The organism is Marinomonas sp. UCMA 3892, assembly GCF_012726345.1.
Classification (GTDB): domain Bacteria; phylum Pseudomonadota; class Gammaproteobacteria; order Pseudomonadales; family Marinomonadaceae; genus Marinomonas.
In genome coordinates, this window is record NZ_PTXN01000003.1 from 70,052 (window position 1) to 87,729 (window position 17,678).

The following is a 17,678-nucleotide window of genomic DNA, read 5'->3' on the forward strand; positions in this document are numbered from 1 at the left end:
TATTTTGCTTAATTTTCACCTTGGTCTCGTTTTAAAAAACGGATACTAATCGGCGAAATAAGACGCTGCCGTTTTGGAAAATACAGTTTATTTCAAGTACAAACTGTTAATGCTGAGCTGCTACTTGCAGAGCTTTCATTTCGTCATGGCACTCTTTCATTCTGACTTTAACGCGGCGTAGAGTAACTTCACAGTCTTGCGTTTGGTTTCGTTCTAACGCGAGGTCGAGCTCTTCAAGTACCTTATCTTCCACTTCTTCTAGCTGGTCAACATAAGTAAAAGCAGTGGATTCACTAGAGATTTTAGATATTAATTTAGTATAAGCCTGACGCGCTTTTACCAAATTATCAGTATCGTTTTCTACTTCACCTTGCTGATCGATAGCGAATGGTTGTAGCTCTGTATCAGCCTGCGTTTTAGCACCAATCATGCGATCAAAAAAAGCGTTGTAAGTGCTGTCATCTAGTTTGGTTTTCGCTTCTTGGTAGAATTCAATACCGCCGTTCATTACTTTAATAATGTCTGTAATGTGGTGGGCATGTGCAGTTTGATTTTGCATATTTTCCTCCTAAGCTAAATTGTTCTAGTTAACGTTTCTTTTATTTCGTGTTCCTGCATACATAGTTGACGATGACACGACTAAAAACAACCGTATTTCAGGAGATGCACTTAGACTGCATATTTACTGCAATAAGCAGAGACTCTTTTACACCCCCTCTTTTTCTTATAAAAAATTAAGACACAACCCTTGATCTAACGCAGTTTCCACCACCTTTTTCTGTGCCACTATGATCACATAGCATTTCGACTAATGCGCCTAAAGAAGGGAAAAATGTGATGAGTCATAAAGACATTTCGACGTTTACTATTTCTACCACTGCCCCAGAGGGATTCGAACATGAACCTGATAGCACCCGCGATTATTGGCATCACCAAGCGTTAAACACCTTACCGCCTTATGATTTTATTGCGCCTTATGCTCGTCATAAAACCTTGCCAACTCCAGGTATTCAAAACCGTAAAGCGTGGATTGTTGGCAGTGGCATCGGCGGCCTTGCGGCGGCTTTTTATCTGCTTCGTGATGCGCACATGCCTGCTGAAAACATCACCATTTTAGAAGAAATGACTGTGGAAGGTGGTTCTATGGATGGTGCGGGTAATCCTGAAGAAGGTTATATCATCCGTGGCGGTCGTGAGATGAATTGGAACTACGATACTCTGTGGGATTTGTTTCAAGATGTACCTGCAGTCGAGTTGCCAGAAGGCTATTCCATTCTTGATGAATACCGTCTTATTAATGACAACGATCCTAACTATTCCGCAGCGCGTTTAATGCACAAATGTGGCGAATTGTTGGACGCGAAGGACTTTGGTCTGAGTAAATCCCAGCAATGGGAACTGATTCGTTTGATGCTAAAACGTAAGGAAGAATTAGACGACATCAGTATCGAAGATTATTTCAGTGAAGGTTTCTTAAAAACAAACTTTTGGTTCCTTTTCCGCTCTATGTTTGCCTTCAAAAATTGCCACAGTCTATTGGAAACCAAACTGTATTTGCATCGTTTCCTCGACTCTATCGATGGCTTTGCTGATATGTCGGCATTGGTTTTTCCTAAGTACAATCAATACGATACCTTTATTAAGCCGCTGGCAGATATGCTGCGCGAGAAAGGTGTTACCTTTCAGTTCGGCACTCGGGTGGAAGATCTTGATATCAACTTCTCTGGCGATAAAAAAACCGTCACCGGTATTCGAGCAGTTGTCATCAAAGAAGGCAAAGAAGAAGCCAAACACATTCATGTCGGGCTTGGCGATTTGGTCTTTACACTAACTGGATCAATGACGGAACACACGGCTTATGGCGATATGGAAAACGTGCCAGAGCTCACTTGCGACAAGCATGATCCGGGTGAAAAAAGCGGCTGGACCTTATGGAAAAATCTTGCGAAGAAATCGCCAGTATTCGGTAAGCCAGAAAAATTCTACGGTAATGTGGATAAATCCATCTGGGAATCGGCCACGCTGACTTGCAAACCTTCTCCTCTTATCGACAAGCTAAAAACCCTGTCGGTGAACGATCCCTATTCTGGTCGTTCTGTCACGGGCGGAATCATCACGATTACCGATTCCAACTGGCTGTTGAGTGTCACCTGTAATCGCCAGCCTCATTTCCCAGACCAACCAGAGGATACATTGGTTCTTTGGGTATATGGCTTATTGATGGATAAACCAGGTAATCGTATACACAAAACCATGGCGCAATGCACCGGTAAAGAAATCCTTACTGAACTTTGTCATCACCTTGGCATTGAAGATCAGCTTGATGAGATTGTTGCCAATACCAAAATACGCCTCGCACTCATGCCCTATATAACAGCTCAATTTATGACCCGAGCCGCTGGCGATCGCCCTCATGCAGTGCCAGAAGGTTGCACTAATTTAGGTTTAATTGGACAGTTTGTAGAAACTCGCAACGACATTATTTTCACCATGGAAGCGTCCATTCGTACCGCTCGAATTGGTGTTTATAAACTACTAAACATTCCTAAACAAGTGCCTGATATTAGCCCGACTCAGTACGATATTCGTAACTTGATTAAAGGCGCCAGAGCACTCAATAGTGGCAAGCCATTTATGGGTGAACGCCTGCTGCATCGCTTGCTCGACAAAACCTATTTCGCACACATTTTACCACCACTACCTGAACCAGAGGAAAGCAAGCAATCTTTATTTGAAGAAGAGATGCATGAGCTACTCGGTAAAGGCAGCACAGTTATGCATAAGTTCGGCGGTTGGATTAGCTCGCTTAGAGAAAGTCTATCCAACAAAAATAAAAGCTGATTAAAAACAAAAAGTTATCAGATTAAAAAAGCAAAAAAACTAGTTTTAAATGTAAATTGTACTGTGATGCAAACATATTGGACTGATGGATAAGTTTTTTATTTGGTTACTTTTAAAGTTAAGAAGCAAACGAAAGTGTTCTTAACTATAACGCTGTCCTAAACAGCACAAAAAAATAAAAGATGGAGTTTGTTATGAAAGCAGCTGTAGCCAGTAAGTTTGGTGCCATTCTAAAAATTGAGGATGTTGTTAAACCCAAGATTGAACCACATCAAGTTCTCGTCAAAATTCATGCTTGCGGTGTGTGCCATACGGATTTACATGCTTGTCATGGAGATTGGCCTGTTAAACCGACACTTCCCTTTATTCCAGGTCATGAAGGTGTTGGTGAAATAGTCGAAGTCGGCAGTGCAGTAAAGCATTTAGCCTTGGGAGATCGTGTCGGTATTCCTTGGCTGTACAGTGCCTGCGGACATTGTGAATATTGTTTAACAGGTAACGAAAACTTGTGTCTTTCACAACAAAATGCAGGTTACTCCGTCGATGGTGGTTACGCTGAATATTGCGCAGCTCATGCTGAATATGTCGTTAAAGTTCCAGAAGGTTTAGGTTATGTTGAAGCGGCACCTTTATTCTGTGCCGGTGTAACTACTTACAAAGCGCTCAAAGTGTCCGGTGCCAAGCCAGGCGATTGGGTAGCTCTATTTGGTGTTGGCGGTCTAGGCCATTTAGCCGTGCAATACGCCGTTGCTATGGGCTTTCGAGTTGTTGCTGTCGATACGGGCGCAGCCAAACGTGAGTTAGCGATGTCATTAGGTGCGGAATATTTCTTTGATTTCAAAACTGACGATGTTGTTAAAGAGATTTTAGAAACAACCTCAGGTGTTCATGCCACCGTTTGTACTGCTGTCAGCAAAGCGGGCTTCAGACAAAGTTATGACGTGGTTCGACGTGGTGGTAAATGTGTCTTGGTTGGTTTACCACCAGAAGACATGCCATTGCCTATTTTCAACACAGTCCTCAATGGCGTCAGTGTCGTTGGCTCCATCGTCGGTACTCGTAAAGATCTGGAAGAGTGCTTGGAATTTGCCGCACGCGGCAAGGTAAAAGCGATTATCGCTGAAAAATCCCTAGACGATATTAATGAGATCTTCGCTGATATGGAAAAAGGTGAAATTACAGGCCGTATTGTAATGACCTTGTAATTTCTCGTCTTTTAACCGCCCCTAAAAGCAATGAAGCCAACCATCAAGGGTTGGCTTCATTATTTAAATTGCCACTTGTACGTCGCACTTTCCCTGTTTTTTAACTCGATACATGGTGCTATCAGCTGTTTGTATAAGCGACTTCATGTCCTCACCATGTTCAGGGTAATGAGCAATACCTAGACTAGTACTCACTTGTACCGTTTTATTCGTATCACTGATCATGACTGGCTCTAATACGACATTTAGAATGATATTGGCTAATTTAAGCACTTCATCACGATCATCAAGACGATCAAGCCAAATAACAAATTCATCACCACCGACTCTGACGATTTGCCCAACATCTTTAGTTTGGGAATGTAACCGCTCAGCAATACTAGTAAGAACTTGATTACCCGCTTCGTGGCCGTGATTATCGTTCACTTGTTTAAAGCCATCTAGATCCAAATATAAAATGGATAATAAATGGTTGTCTTGTTTGGCTTTCGCGATCAATTCCCCTTCTTTTTCCAACAAATAATGTAATGAAGGAATTCCAGTCACGGCATCATAATGTGCTAGCCGTCGCAATTTATCTTGCGCCACTTTCTCAGCTTCTAGAGCCGTGTGTAGTGCAGAAACGTCATACTCAGACATCAGCAGCAAAAATTCTCCCGTTAAAGGGTGACGTGTCATGCGTACATCTAAGCTGTGCTTACGTGGCCCTGCGGAGGTGTTAACATCACAAGTCCATTGTCCGCCTTTTTCTTCTATTGCCTGTGCTAGTACTTTTTGACCTTCTGCTAAACTGGCAAAGCGCGAGGTAAAAAAAGATTGCCCCTCTGAGGTGTTTTGTCTTGATAGGTGTTTGTAAGCTTCTGTAGAGGCTGGATTCTCTATTATTGGATCACCAGAAAAACTGAAGCTAGTCACCACTACACTGGTGTAGCGCATGGCTTCAACCAGTAATAGATTTTCTGGAATATCCCCAATATTTACTTCTTCATTGATAAACGCAATGATGGCTCTATGTTTATCCGGCCCGACCAAAACCGCACGATGACGCATATACAGAGTTTTTGGTTTTCCATTTGGATAGGTTGTCCAAGGGTCGATCGTTAAGCCTGACTTCGCAGCCAGCTCAAAGGTTTGAGCGGTGCGATCCTTTGCGCCTTGGGTATCACCAGACAAGTCTTTATTCATCAAGTCTTCAAGTGTGTTTAATCCTCAAAACTTAAGAGAAGCTGAATTGCCCCACCACCAGCCGTGTTTATCAAGGTCAAAAATCCACACAACATCAGGGATAAGTTCATATAAGGCAACTTCGGAATGATCTCTAATATGGATCAAATGATCGTAATTATTTGTCAATGTTACTCTCCTTTCTGAAGCTTACTTATTTATTCATCCTTGTTATCAAACCTGACCTCCATGTAGATGTAAATTTTATTTTGTAACTGCGTGACTCGTCATTCTTACATAGCAAACTAACCTATTTCTGTTACACCAAATTTATATTGGCAACCGCGTTGATGCTTTCAATTCTCGCAAAGAAATATTCGAAGCAATCGCAGACACACCGGGCAATTTTCTAAGCACTTGGTCTACAAAACGGCTGTAATCATCCAAGTCTTTGGCGACCACTTGCAACAAAAAATCCGCCGCGCCTGTGGTGTTATGACAGGATAAAACATTGTCACAACGCTGAATCATTTCTTCGAAAGTTTGTGTGGTTTCTGCATCATGCTGGTTGCAAGTAAGTTGCACAAAGGCCATCACCCCAAAGCCTAATTTACGACGATCTAGGTTCGCCTGATAATCAGTTATAATCCCCTCTTCTTCTAGGCGTTTTAATCGACGCCAACATGGCGTTTCACTCAACGAAAGCTCACTGGCTAATTTCGCGTTGGTCAATTTACCATCTTGCTGCATACGCCGAACAATATCAGTGTCTACCTTATCCAAAGCCGCCATTGAAAGATTCCCCTCTAATTAACCTTATATCTGAAATAGTATTTCTTAAGTTCTCTAATACACAAGGAAAAGAGCAAGGTAATTTCTAGTGTATTAAGTAGTCTATTAAGCTGACGTATTGAGCACCAAAGGAGCAAACCATGAAAGCAGTTGTCTACGAAAGTTTTTCGACCACACCAAAGATTATGAATGTCGAAGATCCAACACCAGAAAATCATGGTGTGGTGATCAAAGTTGAAGCCACTGGCGTTTGCCGAAGTGATTGGCACGGTTGGATGGGGCACGATCCAGACATTGTGCTGCCACACGTTCCCGGACATGAGTTTGCCGGTATTATTGAAGCCGTTGGCAAAAATGTTCAGCGTTTTAAAGTAGGCGACCAAGTGACCGTACCTTTTGTTAGTGGATGCGGTTCTTGTCCAGAATGCCACGGCGGGAATCATCAAGTCTGCGGCAATCAAACTCAGCCAGGCTTTACCCATTGGGGATCTTTCGCGGAATACGTCTCCATTCATCATGCGGATGTGAATTTGGTGACTTTGCCAGAAACGATCGACTTCACCACTGCTGCGAGCCTTGGCTGTCGCTTTGTTACCTCGTTTAGAGCGGTTGTCGATCAAGGTAAAGTCAGCGCAGGTCAGTGGGTAGCTGTTCATGGCTGCGGCGGCGTTGGACTGTCAGCCATCATGATTGCCAACAGTATTGGTGCCAATGTTATTGCCGTGGACGTGACAAACGATAAACTTGAGCTCGCAAAAGCTCTAGGCGCCTACGCTACAATTAACGCCACCAGCGTGGCAGATGTGGCTGAAGCGATTAAAGAAATCACCCGCGGCGGTGCCCATGTATCGATCGATGCTTTAGGTCACCCAACGACTTGCATCAACTCTATTAAAAGTTTGAAAAAACTAGGCAAGCACGTTCAGGTCGGCTTGTTATTAGCCGATCAAGCCACACCGCCGATTCCGATGAATCTGGTTATCGCTCATGAGCTAGAAATCATCGGCAGCCATGGTATGCAGGCATTTCGTTACGACGCTATGCTGGCGATGATCAAATCAGGCAAACTCAGCCCAGAGAAACTGCTTGGTCGAACCATCAGTTTGGAAGAATCTATTGTCGCGCTAACCAATATGGACAAGATCAACCCACCGGGCGTCACTGTCGTCACAAGCTTTTAACCTTTGTTTTATCTATAAAAAGAGCGCTTAACTCAAAAAGTAAGCGCTCTTTTTATTCAGATCGCTCTTGAAAATTGATCTTTTTATACTCTATTAGGTTGACAGGCATTTATTTTTAAATAAAAATGACACCGATGTCATAACGAGAAAAGAATAAAAATGACGACCATTTACGATGTTGCAGAAGCCGCTGGAGTCTCTCCAAAGACAGTTTCTCGCGTATTAAATAATGATGTTCCTGTCGGAGAAAAGACCCGTAAGAAAGTAGAAGCTGCCATTGCAGCTCTTGGCTATGTTCCAAGTACTGCGGCGAGATCTATGCGATCAAATAAATCGGGGCTTATCGGCTTGGTCACAGGTGCTATTTCTCATTTTTCTGACACATCTAATGCACCCACTGGTTTGCCTGATTTATTTATTGTTCAGGGTATTCAAAAGGTAATGCAAGCCTCTGGTAAAACGTTATTAATCGCCGATACAGGAGATTCTGCTGCATCGGTGTCTCATTTAATTCGGACATTTCAAGAACATCGTGTTGAAGGGCTTATTTATGTGGCGAATTATCATAAGCAAATAGATTTACCTATCGCCAGTAAAAGCATCCACACTGTACTAGCAAACTGCTTTGATACAAACCACACAACATCCGTGGTTCCAAATGACCAAATGGGTCAAAAATCTTTAGTGGATAAAATCATAAAAGAAGGTCACTCCAGAATTGCATACTTGACCTTAGACCCATCCATGGTCGCAACGCATCAACGACTTGAAGGATACCAACAGGCCTTACATGAAAACGACATTGCGTACGATCCTGAGTTAGTTTTATGTGCAGACACACTAGATCTACTAGACAACGAAAAATTGATCATCGACGCGATTGATCACTTGCTTTCATTGGCCTGTCCGCCTACTGCTATTTGTTGTGGTAACGACAAAATGGCACTCAAGCTTTATGGTATTTTAAGAGTCAAGGGTATCCGTATACCTGAGCAAATATCCATTGCAGGTTATGATAACTATCTTGCGATTACTGAAGGTTTGTACCCAGCATTAACCACGGTACATCTGCCTTATCAAGAAATTGGGCAAGAAGCGGCACGACAACTTTTAAAGTTGATTGATGGTAAAGACCAAAAAGCACCAAACTCAGCAATAACCATCGTTGATAGTCCTGTTATTTGGCGACAATCAATACTTAAGATTTAATCACCAATAAATTTATCGAGTAACGCATCAGAGCTACGATGTGTTTCTTTTAATTAAAATGACATCGGTGTCATTTTAAAAATAGCTCATATAAATGGGAGAAAAACATGAAAATAACAAAAAAATTGGCATTAACCATATTGTCTGCAAGTGTTTTAGGGAGCGCTTTTGTCTCGACTTCCGCCTTTGCAAAAACAGATCTTTCGCTTTGGTATCACGGCGCAGGTAATAAAGTTGAAGCGAAAGTTATTAATCAAATTGTTAATGACTTTAATAACAGTCAAGACGATTGGAATGTGGTTTTAGAGTCATTTCCCCAAGGTTCATACAACGACTCTGTTGTTGCTGCCGCATTAGCTAACAACTTACCAGATATTTTGGATGTAGATGGTCCAGTGATGCCTAATTGGGCATGGGCAGGATATTTACGACCTTTATTAATCGACGAAGCAAAAATTGCTGATTTTTTACCAGGAGTTAAAGGCTATTGGGACGGGAAGCTGTATTCAATCGGTTTATGGGACTCTGCCGTCGCTATGATGACACGCCGCTCAACCTTAAATGAAGTCGGAGCTCGTATACCAACAATTGACTCACCATGGACTGAAGAAGAATTCAACGACGTTCTTAAAAAGCTGAAAGCGACAGGAAAATATGATTATCCGCTTGATTTAGGTATGGCTGAAAGTGGCGAATGGTTTCCCTATGCATTTAGCCCATTTCTGCAAAGCTTCGGTGGTGACCTGATTGATCGTTCCACCTATAAAACAGCTGAAGGTACATTAAATGGCCCCGAAGCCATAGCCTTTGGTGAGTGGTGGCAAAGCTTATTCGTCAATGGCTATGCGCCAGGCAACTCTCAAGACCCAGCAGACCATGAAACAGGATTATTAGAGGGAAAATATGCGATGCAATGGTACGGAAACTGGGCGGCTTTAAAAAACTTAAATAAGTTTGGTGATGATGCGCTGTTTTTACCTGCACCTGATTTTGGACATGGGCCTAAAATAGGTGCTGCAAGTTGGCAATTCGGAGTCTCTTCGGCCTCTAAACACCCACAAGGCGCATCGGACTTTATTGAATTTGCTCTTCAAGATAAATACTTAGCTGCATTTTCAGACAGCATTGGCGTAATACCACCAACACAATCCGCGGCAGCATTAACAAAAAATTATCGACAAGGCGGAGCTTTGGCCGTTTTTTATGCCCTATCCAAAGCACAGGCCTTAGTTCGCCCCGTCACTCCTGGCTATATTGTTGAAGCAAAAGTCTTTGAAAAAGCCTTAGCAGATATCGCTGATGGTGCAGATGTTGCGGACACGTTAGATAGCGCAGCAGATGAAATTAATGCCGATATTGAGAAAAACCGCGGCTACAGCCATTAATGGGGTTTGATAGATCCTTGGCAGGTATAGAACTTCTCTACCTGCCCACTTTTAGCAAAATATTTTAGAGCTAGCGATACTGGTATTTTTTATGAAAAAAAACTCGATATTAACGCGGCATAACACCACAGGATGGCTGTTTGCGTCTCCCGGTTTCGGCTTGATGCTTCTATTTATTGTCATTCCATTTATTTTAGCAATTGCATTTTCTTTGACGAATCAGCGTTTGATGTCACCTAACGCAGCAGAGTTCGTGGGGTTAGAAAACTACACCAATATGCTAGATGTAGGCATTTTGGTTGTTGATCCTGAAATCGATGCTAGTGGCAACATTTTAGTGGATAAGAACGGAGACAATAAATACCCAAGACTCAGAAAATTCACCCGAAATAATCCAGACTATCCCAATGTACAAGGGATGAAAGAGTGGTTCTCATTCTCTTGGGGGGAGCAAAAAGTCGCGATTATGGCCAGTGATCTTGTGTTTATGAAAGCTCTGGTTAATACCCTTACCTTCGTGGCGTTTGTTGCCCCTATTCAAGGTGCTTTGGCACTCATATTGGCATTACTAATTAACCAACCATTACGCGGCATACAGATTTTCAGGTCGATATATTTTATGCCTGTCGTTGTATCGATCGTGGTCGTCTCTTTGTTATGGCGTTTTATCTATGACGGCCAAAACGGACTATTAAATAGTGTGCTGAATACTCTCACATTTGGTCATTTCAAAGCGGTGGACTGGCTGGGTAATCAAGATACGGCGCTCGGTTCAATCATGGCTATGTCTATTTGGCAGGCGGTAGGTTTTCACATGATTATCTGGCTATCAGGCTTACAAACTATCTCTCCAACACTCTATGAAGCAGCGAAAATTGAGGGTGCAAGTCCTTGGCAGACATTCCGCTACGTCACATGGCCAGGCTTACGTAATACGGCCGTATTAGTCGTAATCGTCATTACCATGCAAGCCTTCTCGCTATTTGCGCAGATCGATGTGATGACAAGTGGCGGTCCTCTGGATAGCACTCAGACTATTGTTTATCAGGCAGTAGAGCGCGGTTACGGAAAGCAGGATATTTCTGGAGGCTCAGCGATGTCTGTCGTGTTATTCCTACTCGTTTTGAGTATTTCTCTACTACAGCGCTACTTAACTCGGGAGAAAAACTGATGTTTCAACTAGATAAGGACAACCCAACATTGCGCTTAATCGTGCGTTATATGGTATTGACTCTCATCGCGCTCATTTTTGTCACGCCGATTCTTTTTATGATGATGTCGTCGCTAAAACCTGATCAACAGTTGTTAGCAGATACATCCTCTATTAGAGCGTTTCTACCCATTGGGGACATTAGTTTTGACAACTATAAAGCAGCCTTTGAACGCGCTCCCATTGGTATGTTTATGCTGAACTCACTCCTTGTAACAGGCGTGACGGTTGTGCTTGGTCTGCTAGTTTGTTCGATGGCAGGTTTTTCGTTTGTATTCCTCAACTGGCGAGGAAAAAGCATCGCTTTTTCCATTATTTTGGCCACCCTAATTGTGCCTTTTGAAACCATTGCGATTCCAATGTTGTTGATGGTTTCAAAATTGCCTTGGCTTGGATTAGATGGCTTTAGCTGGGGCTGGTTAAACAGTTATCGAGTGCAAATTATCCCCTTTATCGCCGATGGTCTAACCATTTTCTTGTTCGCTCAATACTTTAAAGATTTGCCTAAGGAGCTTATTGAAGCGTCTCGAATAGAAGGCTGCAGTTGGTGGCAGGTTTACTGGAGAGTGGTTATGCCTTTGTCTGGTCCGATCATTGCCACAGCCGCAATTTTAAAGTTCCTAGCAATGTATAACCAATATTTATGGCCAATCATGGTGACGCAGCAAGAGCAATATCGTCCGGTATTAGTTGGCTTACAGTACTTTTTTCAATTGAACACGGCATGGGGAGAAGTTATGGCATATCTCACCATCATCACTGTGCCTGTCTTAGCTTTTTATCTCGCTTTACAACGTGCATTTATCGCCTCTATCGCATCGACAGGTGTCAAAGGATAGGCTTTTTTTTGGAGTAATAAAAATGACAATAGCATTAGAAAAAAAATGGATATGGGACAGCTGGTATCACAAAGAAGGTGATGTTTGGCATGGCTATTTCCTGCAAGCAGATAAGTCACTTATCGATCCTGAGTTGCGCCATTTAAATGTATCTCAGGCTCATGCGATATCAAAAGATTTGATCCATTGGGAACATTTAGGCACCTGTTTTGAGCCTTCGACAACAACAGCCTGGGACGACTCCACAACTTGGACCGGCAGCGTGGTAAAAGACGATGATGGCTTATATCACCTCTTTTATACTGGCACCTGTTTAGCCGAGAAAAGTTTATATCAACGTGTCGGTCACGCAATAAGCGATGATCTGCATAATTGGAAACGTGTGGGAGACGGCTTGTGCTTAGACATAATCGGCGAAAATGCCCAATACTATGAAGACCAACATCAAGTAGGTCATTGGCATGATCGAGCGATGCGAGACCCATGGGTGATGAAAAACCCAAACGGCAAAGGCTGGTTAATGTATTTTACCGCTCGTGCACCAGACATTGAAGAACCCAATGCTGGCGGCGCAATTGGCTTTGCTACCTCTGACGACTTATATCACTGGGAGCTACAAAAACCTGTTTTTGTTGGCGGCTTTGGCCAATTAGAAGTACCACAAGTGTTTGAACTTGAAGGCCGTTGGTACTGCTTATTCTGCACATCGTCTTCTCATTGGGCCGATGCTTTTATAAAAGCTCGTGCTGGTAAACCAGTCACTGGTAATCACTATTTGGTTGCGGACAACCCTGAAGGGCCATGGAGCCTCCCAGAAAGTGAGTTCCTAGACGGCGATGAACCATGCTACCGATATGCTGCACGAATCCTACAAACCGATACTGGTCCCGTTATCATAGGTTTTCATGATCAAGGCCCAAATGGCTTTGTTGGTGAAATTTTAGATCCTGTCGCAGTACATGTGAATGATGAAGGATTGTTAAGTACAGACGATAACAATAAAAAAGGACAGTAGTCATGGCGGATTTACAGCTAAAATCCATTGAAAAAAACTACGGCTCTACTCGTATTATTAAGGGCGTCGATATCGATATCAAAGACGGCGAGTTCGTTGTTTTTGTTGGCCCTTCTGGTTGTGGTAAATCCACTCTTTTACGCATGATAGCAGGGCTTGAAGATATTTCTGGTGGTGAGTTAACCATAGATGGAAAAGTCGTCAATGACTTACAACCAAAGGACCGAGGGATCGCCATGGTTTTCCAATCTTATGCCATTTTTCCTCACATGACGGTACGAGAGAACGTTGGCTTTGGATTAACCGTATCTGGCGTTCCTAAAGATGAAAAAGTGCAACGGGTAAACGAAGCTGCACAGATTCTGCAAATGGAACATTTGCTGGATCGTCGCCCTAGCCAACTGTCTGGAGGTCAAAGACAACGTGTTGCGATAGGTCGCGCCATTGTTCGTAATCCTAAAGTGTTTTTATTTGATGAACCGCTCTCAAATTTAGACGCCGCCTTGCGGATGGATATGAGAATGGAGATTTCAAAGCTGCATAAAAAACTCGATGCCACCATGATTTATGTGACTCACGACCAAGTTGAAGCGATGACTTTAGCGGACAAAATCGTCGTGCTCAAAGATGGAGAAGTGCAACAAATTGGCTCACCAATGGAGCTTTTCCATAAGCCAGCAAATCGCTTTGTCGCAGGGTTTCTTGGCTCTCCATCAATGAACTTTGTGAAAGTAAAAGTGGTGGCTCATGATAACGACAGCATCACCGTCAGTTCAGACGTTATAGATGAGGTGGTTTTACCTAGACACGATCGTGATGTTGCCATTGGAGACACGCTTGAGCTAGGGATTCGTCCTCAGTATTTAGAGCCTCATCACGGTGAAATAAAAGGTTCAATGCATGGCCGTGTATCATTATCAGAACGTCTTGGTACCGAAACCGTGCTAGACATTACATTAGCTGATGGCAATAAGGTAATTGCGTCTATTAATGAAGATAAAGTCTTTGAAGTCGACGAAGAAATAAGCCTGTGTTTTGATATCGAAAAGGTTCATGTATTCTAAAAAAGACAAGCCACTTTTATTACGATAATCATGGTAAAGAGCCTCATTAAAGAGGCTCTTTTCGTACAAACTAAACTCGACTAGAGCAAAAAGCTAACACATCATCAATTGGCAGCGGATGGCAAAAAAAGTATCCTTGAATTGTTTGAGCCCCTAACTCTTGTAGTGCTTCCAGCTCTGCCAAGGTCTCCACACCTTCACCGAGAACGTTGCTTTTGGTTTCTTTTGCAAAGCCGATTAAAGCGGCAACCAAAGCTCTTTTTCTGTGATCTGAATTGATATTAGAAATTAAACTTCTATCTAATTTAATGATGTCTGCTTGCAGCTCCAGTATGTGCTGAAAACTTGCAAAACCAGCTCCTGCATCATCGACAGCAAGTCGCATGCCTCGTTTTCGAAATGGCCGAATCGCGTTACGAAATGCTTTGTAGTCTGGAATACATTCTCGCTCAGTCACCTCCAAAACAATTCTATGCAAAGGTGCTTTATCTAACATGGCTTGCAGATAAGGCGAGGTAAGATGCTTAGGGGAAATATTTAGGGTTATATAATATTGCTCTGGAATATCAGGCAACAAATTAAGCGCCTCCTCAATGGCAAACAACTCAAGCACTTCACCAATACCAGACACATTGGCTTTATTGAACCAATAATCAGGGGAACGGTATGGTTCGGTTTGAAAGCGCGATAAACACTCAAAGCCTTGAACACTCTTCTTTTTCAAATCATAAATGGGCTGGAGGACAATATTAAGCCGTTTTTTATTGATAATATCGAAGAGATCATCACGGGCTATTTGCTGCACTTTTGAAACAATAAGTTCTTTTTCAATATTACGCGCTGCAAATTTTGCAAACAGGGTTAAAAGCGATAAGTCTTTATTTGATAAAGATTTATCTGCTCGCTCGCTAAAACAGCATAAAGTGCCGTAAATGGAATCGTCGGATAGATAAATTGGTACGCCGATGTAACTACCAATATTCAACGCTTTGGTAACGGCTAAGTCTTTTGTTAGTTTATTTTTTGAGGTATCTGGAATGATGCTTGGCAGCTTTTTATCCGCGATCAGCCGGCAATAGGTTTCTTCATTTTTATCTTTATGACCTTGATGAAGAACAGTGGTACTGCCAACACTATTATCAACATGAAGCATTTCGCGATAGCCATGATGAAAACGAGATAAAAAAGCTGTATCCATTCCCAAATGCTGACGAATGGTTTGAATCAAATGATCTAAGTCCTGGTGCAGAGCCATAGTCAAAGAGTCTTCAGCCTGAATTTCGCCCTTGCTCTGCATGCTTAAAATAGCAGACAACAAGTCAACATCATCGTTAATTTTCAGCATCATTGTCTCGCGCATTCTCTACCTCTGAGAATTTATTTATATGCATTGGATATGAAAATCATCCCAAAAAACTAAATTCAGGATAACAGAGGCACTGACGTTCTTACTGTGTTGTTTAGACGTTATTAGGTAACCAATTGAGTCTATCGTTGTTTCTTAATGTCATTATGTAAATAAATGAATCATTAGGTAAACGGAGCTAATAAACATCCTCCAAATAACGGCCCTGGGCTTTTAAGGCGTCAACATTGATCTGCAAGGGTTTAAGAATGTCATTAATTGCTTGAGCAACGCCTGCAGCCATGTCCCGGCCGCCACAAACAAGGATCTGCGCACCTTGCTCTAACATTTGCCGTACCGCGGTTTGATCTTCTAACAGCTTGTCCTGCACGTACGCTTTTTCAGCGGCTTGGCTTTTGGTCTGAGAGAAAGCCGTTTGTAGTCCAGTTAAACGATGATCCTCAAGGTAGCGACCTAGGTCTGGCTGATAAAGAAAATCAGCCTCTTCATTGCGTCCGCCCCAGTAAAGGAACATCGGATTACGCTGAGTATTTTTGCGAATAAATCCCGCCAACGGACCTATGCCCGCGCCAGCACCAATAAGAATGACTGGATTATCACCAACCGCAGGACGAAACTCAGGATTTTGGCGAATAAAACCTTTAATTCCATCACCTAGTCTTAAGCTATGTAAATAACCAGAACAAACACCATGAGGCTGTTTGCGTACGCAGATTTCTAATACGCCATCTGTTGTTGAGGATGCTAAGGAATAAAAACGCGCCACGTCATCATTTGGTGGCACAATCCCCAATAAGTCTCCCGCTTCAAAAAGAGGTAAGGGATCCTTACCCGTTGCGCTAAAACGAAAAATGCTCGTGGCAGCCAAGCCTTCTAGGCCATAGTCTTCACGATCTATCAATGTCAGTTTTGCGGTCGGAGTGGGCAGTGGGTTATGAGTTAAGGCTAGCGGAATATTTGTAACGTGAGAAATCAGATTACCCCATTCCCGAAATTGTGCAGAAGAACCTCGATTGATCAAACCTACCGAATGAAGACGAGCTATGCCTTTGTTTTGCAGAGCTGCATCCACATCTAGCGCATACTGACAGAATTGCGAAAACTGCTGATCACCGAAGCCCAATACGGCAAATTGCAGGGTCTGATCCGGCCGAAAGCTCCCTAATTTTGTTAAAAAATTATGGGCAGAAGACGGTGCATCGCCATTGCCGTAGGTCGAAGTTAAAATAAACAATCGCTTAGCTTGTGGATAATAATCCGCCAATTGGTTCATCTCAGCGCAATACACCCTACAACCCGCTTTACAGAGGTTTGCTTGCAGATCTCGAGCAAATCCCCAAGTTGTATTGCCCTCTGATCCGACCAAAATAATGGTATCCGCTTGCTCAAAACTCACCTTGTTAGTCTGGCTATTGGTTTGGGTAATGGCCGAACGGCGACGAATCCACCAAGACCGAGCACCAGTATAAGACAACACCGGCACAGTCAACGCAGAAGCTCCTAGGATTAACCCTAACCACCACAAACCTTCACCTGTGTGGAGTTTCGTCACCCACTGCTGAAACGCACCGCTTTCAGGTAAAGGCTCAAAAGAAAGCCATTGCCCTGTTGATTGATCGACAAAACCAGCACCATGGCGAGTCGTTAAAGAATAGACATCTTGTCGGTCATTAGGAGCAGGAAAGGTGAGCTCTCGCAGTTCACTTAAATCTATGTTTTTTAATGCTATTAACGAACTAACAGAAGCTGGCCGTCCACCCGATACAGCATTCGGGAACTCGGCTTCTACATAAGTATGATCGGTAAAGACACCAAAGCGCAGTGCTGACATATAGGCACCGGTTAATGAGGACAGTAGCAAACCAAGTACGGCGAAACGCGCTAACTCCGAATGAATGCGTTTGCCGCCTTTGCCTTTAAAAGGTCTAACTAAGGCTTTCCAACCACCAATGCGACGCACCAATAAAAAGGTTCCAGAAAGACAAATCAGCACCATAAAACCAGCGGTCACGCCCGCCATGATTCGACCCGTATCACCCAATAAAAAAGAACGATGCAGATTCTTTACCCAAACCATCACAGCGGAAGGTTTATACGGAGCAATGCTTTCACCCGTTAACGGATTAACCAAGTCTGCGTGAATTTTATTATCTTGTTGATAATGAACAATGACTTCGCCAGAAAGATCTCGCTCGATGCGTTCGACTTGAGGAAAATGTGTCACGACATGCTGCGCCAGCGTTGCCGCGCTTATTTCGCCAGCGGCAGGAATCACAGCGACGGCTCGATGAAATGTCGGCATCAAAGACAGCACCGCACCAGTACAGGCCAGCGTTATAACAAACAACATCACCGCCAAACTTGGTAAACCATGCAATTTGCGCAACATAACCTTTACTCCACCCGC

General features: G+C 43.0%; 15 protein-coding genes. 9 read left to right on the forward strand and 6 right to left on the reverse strand.

The window, feature by feature from the left end:
* Positions 1 to 106: 106 nt before the first annotated feature.
* Positions 107 to 559: a PA2169 family four-helix-bundle protein gene (locus B6N13_RS05675; protein ID WP_169458785.1), complete on the reverse strand. Its 453-nt coding sequence runs from the start codon at positions 557 to 559 to the stop codon at positions 107 to 109.
* 278 nt (positions 560 to 837) lie between these two features.
* Here B6N13_RS05675 and B6N13_RS05680 point away from each other — a divergent pair, with 278 nt between their 5' ends.
* A complete protein-coding gene (locus tag B6N13_RS05680; protein WP_011978075.1) occupies positions 838 to 2,841 on the forward strand; it encodes an oleate hydratase in 2,004 nt (667 codons plus the stop codon).
* A gap of 194 nt (positions 2,842 to 3,035) precedes the next feature.
* Positions 3,036 to 4,046 (forward strand): alcohol dehydrogenase AdhP, encoded by a 1,011-nt coding sequence (gene adhP, locus B6N13_RS05685; protein ID WP_169458786.1) that lies wholly within the window; start codon positions 3,036 to 3,038, stop codon positions 4,044 to 4,046.
* Between the two features lie 63 nt (positions 4,047 to 4,109).
* Here adhP and B6N13_RS05690 read toward each other — a convergent pair whose 3' ends face one another.
* From B6N13_RS05690 to B6N13_RS05695, 3 genes are all read right to left on the reverse strand, one after another.
* On the reverse strand, positions 4,110 to 5,231 hold the full coding sequence (locus B6N13_RS05690) for a GGDEF domain-containing protein (protein ID WP_248280240.1): 1,122 nt from the start codon (positions 5,229 to 5,231) through the stop codon (positions 4,110 to 4,112).
* Between the two features lie 24 nt (positions 5,232 to 5,255).
* Complete coding sequence (locus B6N13_RS23305; protein ID WP_248280241.1) at positions 5,256 to 5,399, reverse strand: hypothetical protein; 144 nt, start codon at positions 5,397 to 5,399, stop codon at positions 5,256 to 5,258.
* Between the two features lie 141 nt (positions 5,400 to 5,540).
* Positions 5,541 to 6,002 (reverse strand): Lrp/AsnC family transcriptional regulator, encoded by a 462-nt coding sequence (locus tag B6N13_RS05695; protein WP_011978072.1) that lies wholly within the window; start codon positions 6,000 to 6,002, stop codon positions 5,541 to 5,543.
* A 140-nt stretch (positions 6,003 to 6,142) separates the two neighbouring features.
* Between B6N13_RS05695 and B6N13_RS05700 the strand changes: the two genes are divergently transcribed.
* From B6N13_RS05700 to ugpC, 7 genes are all read left to right on the forward strand, one after another.
* The gene (locus tag B6N13_RS05700; RefSeq protein WP_169458787.1) at positions 6,143 to 7,183 is read left to right on the forward strand and encodes a zinc-dependent alcohol dehydrogenase family protein; all 1,041 of its coding nucleotides are present in this window, start codon (positions 6,143 to 6,145) and stop codon (positions 7,181 to 7,183) included.
* A 159-nt stretch (positions 7,184 to 7,342) separates the two neighbouring features.
* On the forward strand, positions 7,343 to 8,392 hold the full coding sequence (locus B6N13_RS05705) for a LacI family DNA-binding transcriptional regulator (RefSeq protein WP_100186368.1): 1,050 nt from the start codon (positions 7,343 to 7,345) through the stop codon (positions 8,390 to 8,392).
* A gap of 107 nt (positions 8,393 to 8,499) precedes the next feature.
* Positions 8,500 to 9,777, forward strand: a complete 1,278-nt coding sequence (locus B6N13_RS05710) for a sugar ABC transporter substrate-binding protein (protein WP_211172791.1) — start codon at positions 8,500 to 8,502, stop codon at positions 9,775 to 9,777.
* A 91-nt stretch (positions 9,778 to 9,868) separates the two neighbouring features.
* Complete coding sequence (locus tag B6N13_RS05715) at positions 9,869 to 10,948, forward strand: sugar ABC transporter permease (protein WP_011978068.1); 1,080 nt, start codon at positions 9,869 to 9,871, stop codon at positions 10,946 to 10,948.
* On the forward strand, positions 10,948 to 11,826 hold the full coding sequence (locus tag B6N13_RS05720) for a carbohydrate ABC transporter permease (RefSeq protein WP_011978067.1): 879 nt from the start codon (positions 10,948 to 10,950) through the stop codon (positions 11,824 to 11,826). The genes B6N13_RS05715 and B6N13_RS05720 overlap by 1 nt, the downstream gene beginning before the upstream one ends.
* 22 nt (positions 11,827 to 11,848) lie before the next feature.
* Entirely contained in the window at positions 11,849 to 12,841 is a 993-nt protein-coding gene (locus tag B6N13_RS05725) for a levansucrase (RefSeq protein WP_169458788.1), read from the forward strand.
* Positions 12,842 to 12,843: 2 nt separating this feature from the next.
* Positions 12,844 to 13,905 (forward strand): sn-glycerol-3-phosphate ABC transporter ATP-binding protein UgpC, encoded by a 1,062-nt coding sequence (gene ugpC, locus B6N13_RS05730; RefSeq protein ID WP_011978065.1) that lies wholly within the window; start codon positions 12,844 to 12,846, stop codon positions 13,903 to 13,905.
* Between the two features lie 70 nt (positions 13,906 to 13,975).
* Here ugpC and B6N13_RS05735 read toward each other — a convergent pair whose 3' ends face one another.
* Together B6N13_RS05735 and B6N13_RS05740 are read right to left on the reverse strand one after the other, a co-directional pair.
* Entirely contained in the window at positions 13,976 to 15,265 is a 1,290-nt protein-coding gene (locus B6N13_RS05735) for an EAL domain-containing protein (RefSeq protein ID WP_011978064.1), read from the reverse strand.
* A gap of 184 nt (positions 15,266 to 15,449) precedes the next feature.
* Entirely contained in the window at positions 15,450 to 17,660 is a 2,211-nt protein-coding gene (locus B6N13_RS05740; RefSeq protein WP_169458789.1) for a PepSY domain-containing protein, read from the reverse strand.
* Positions 17,661 to 17,678 lie beyond the last annotated feature (18 nt).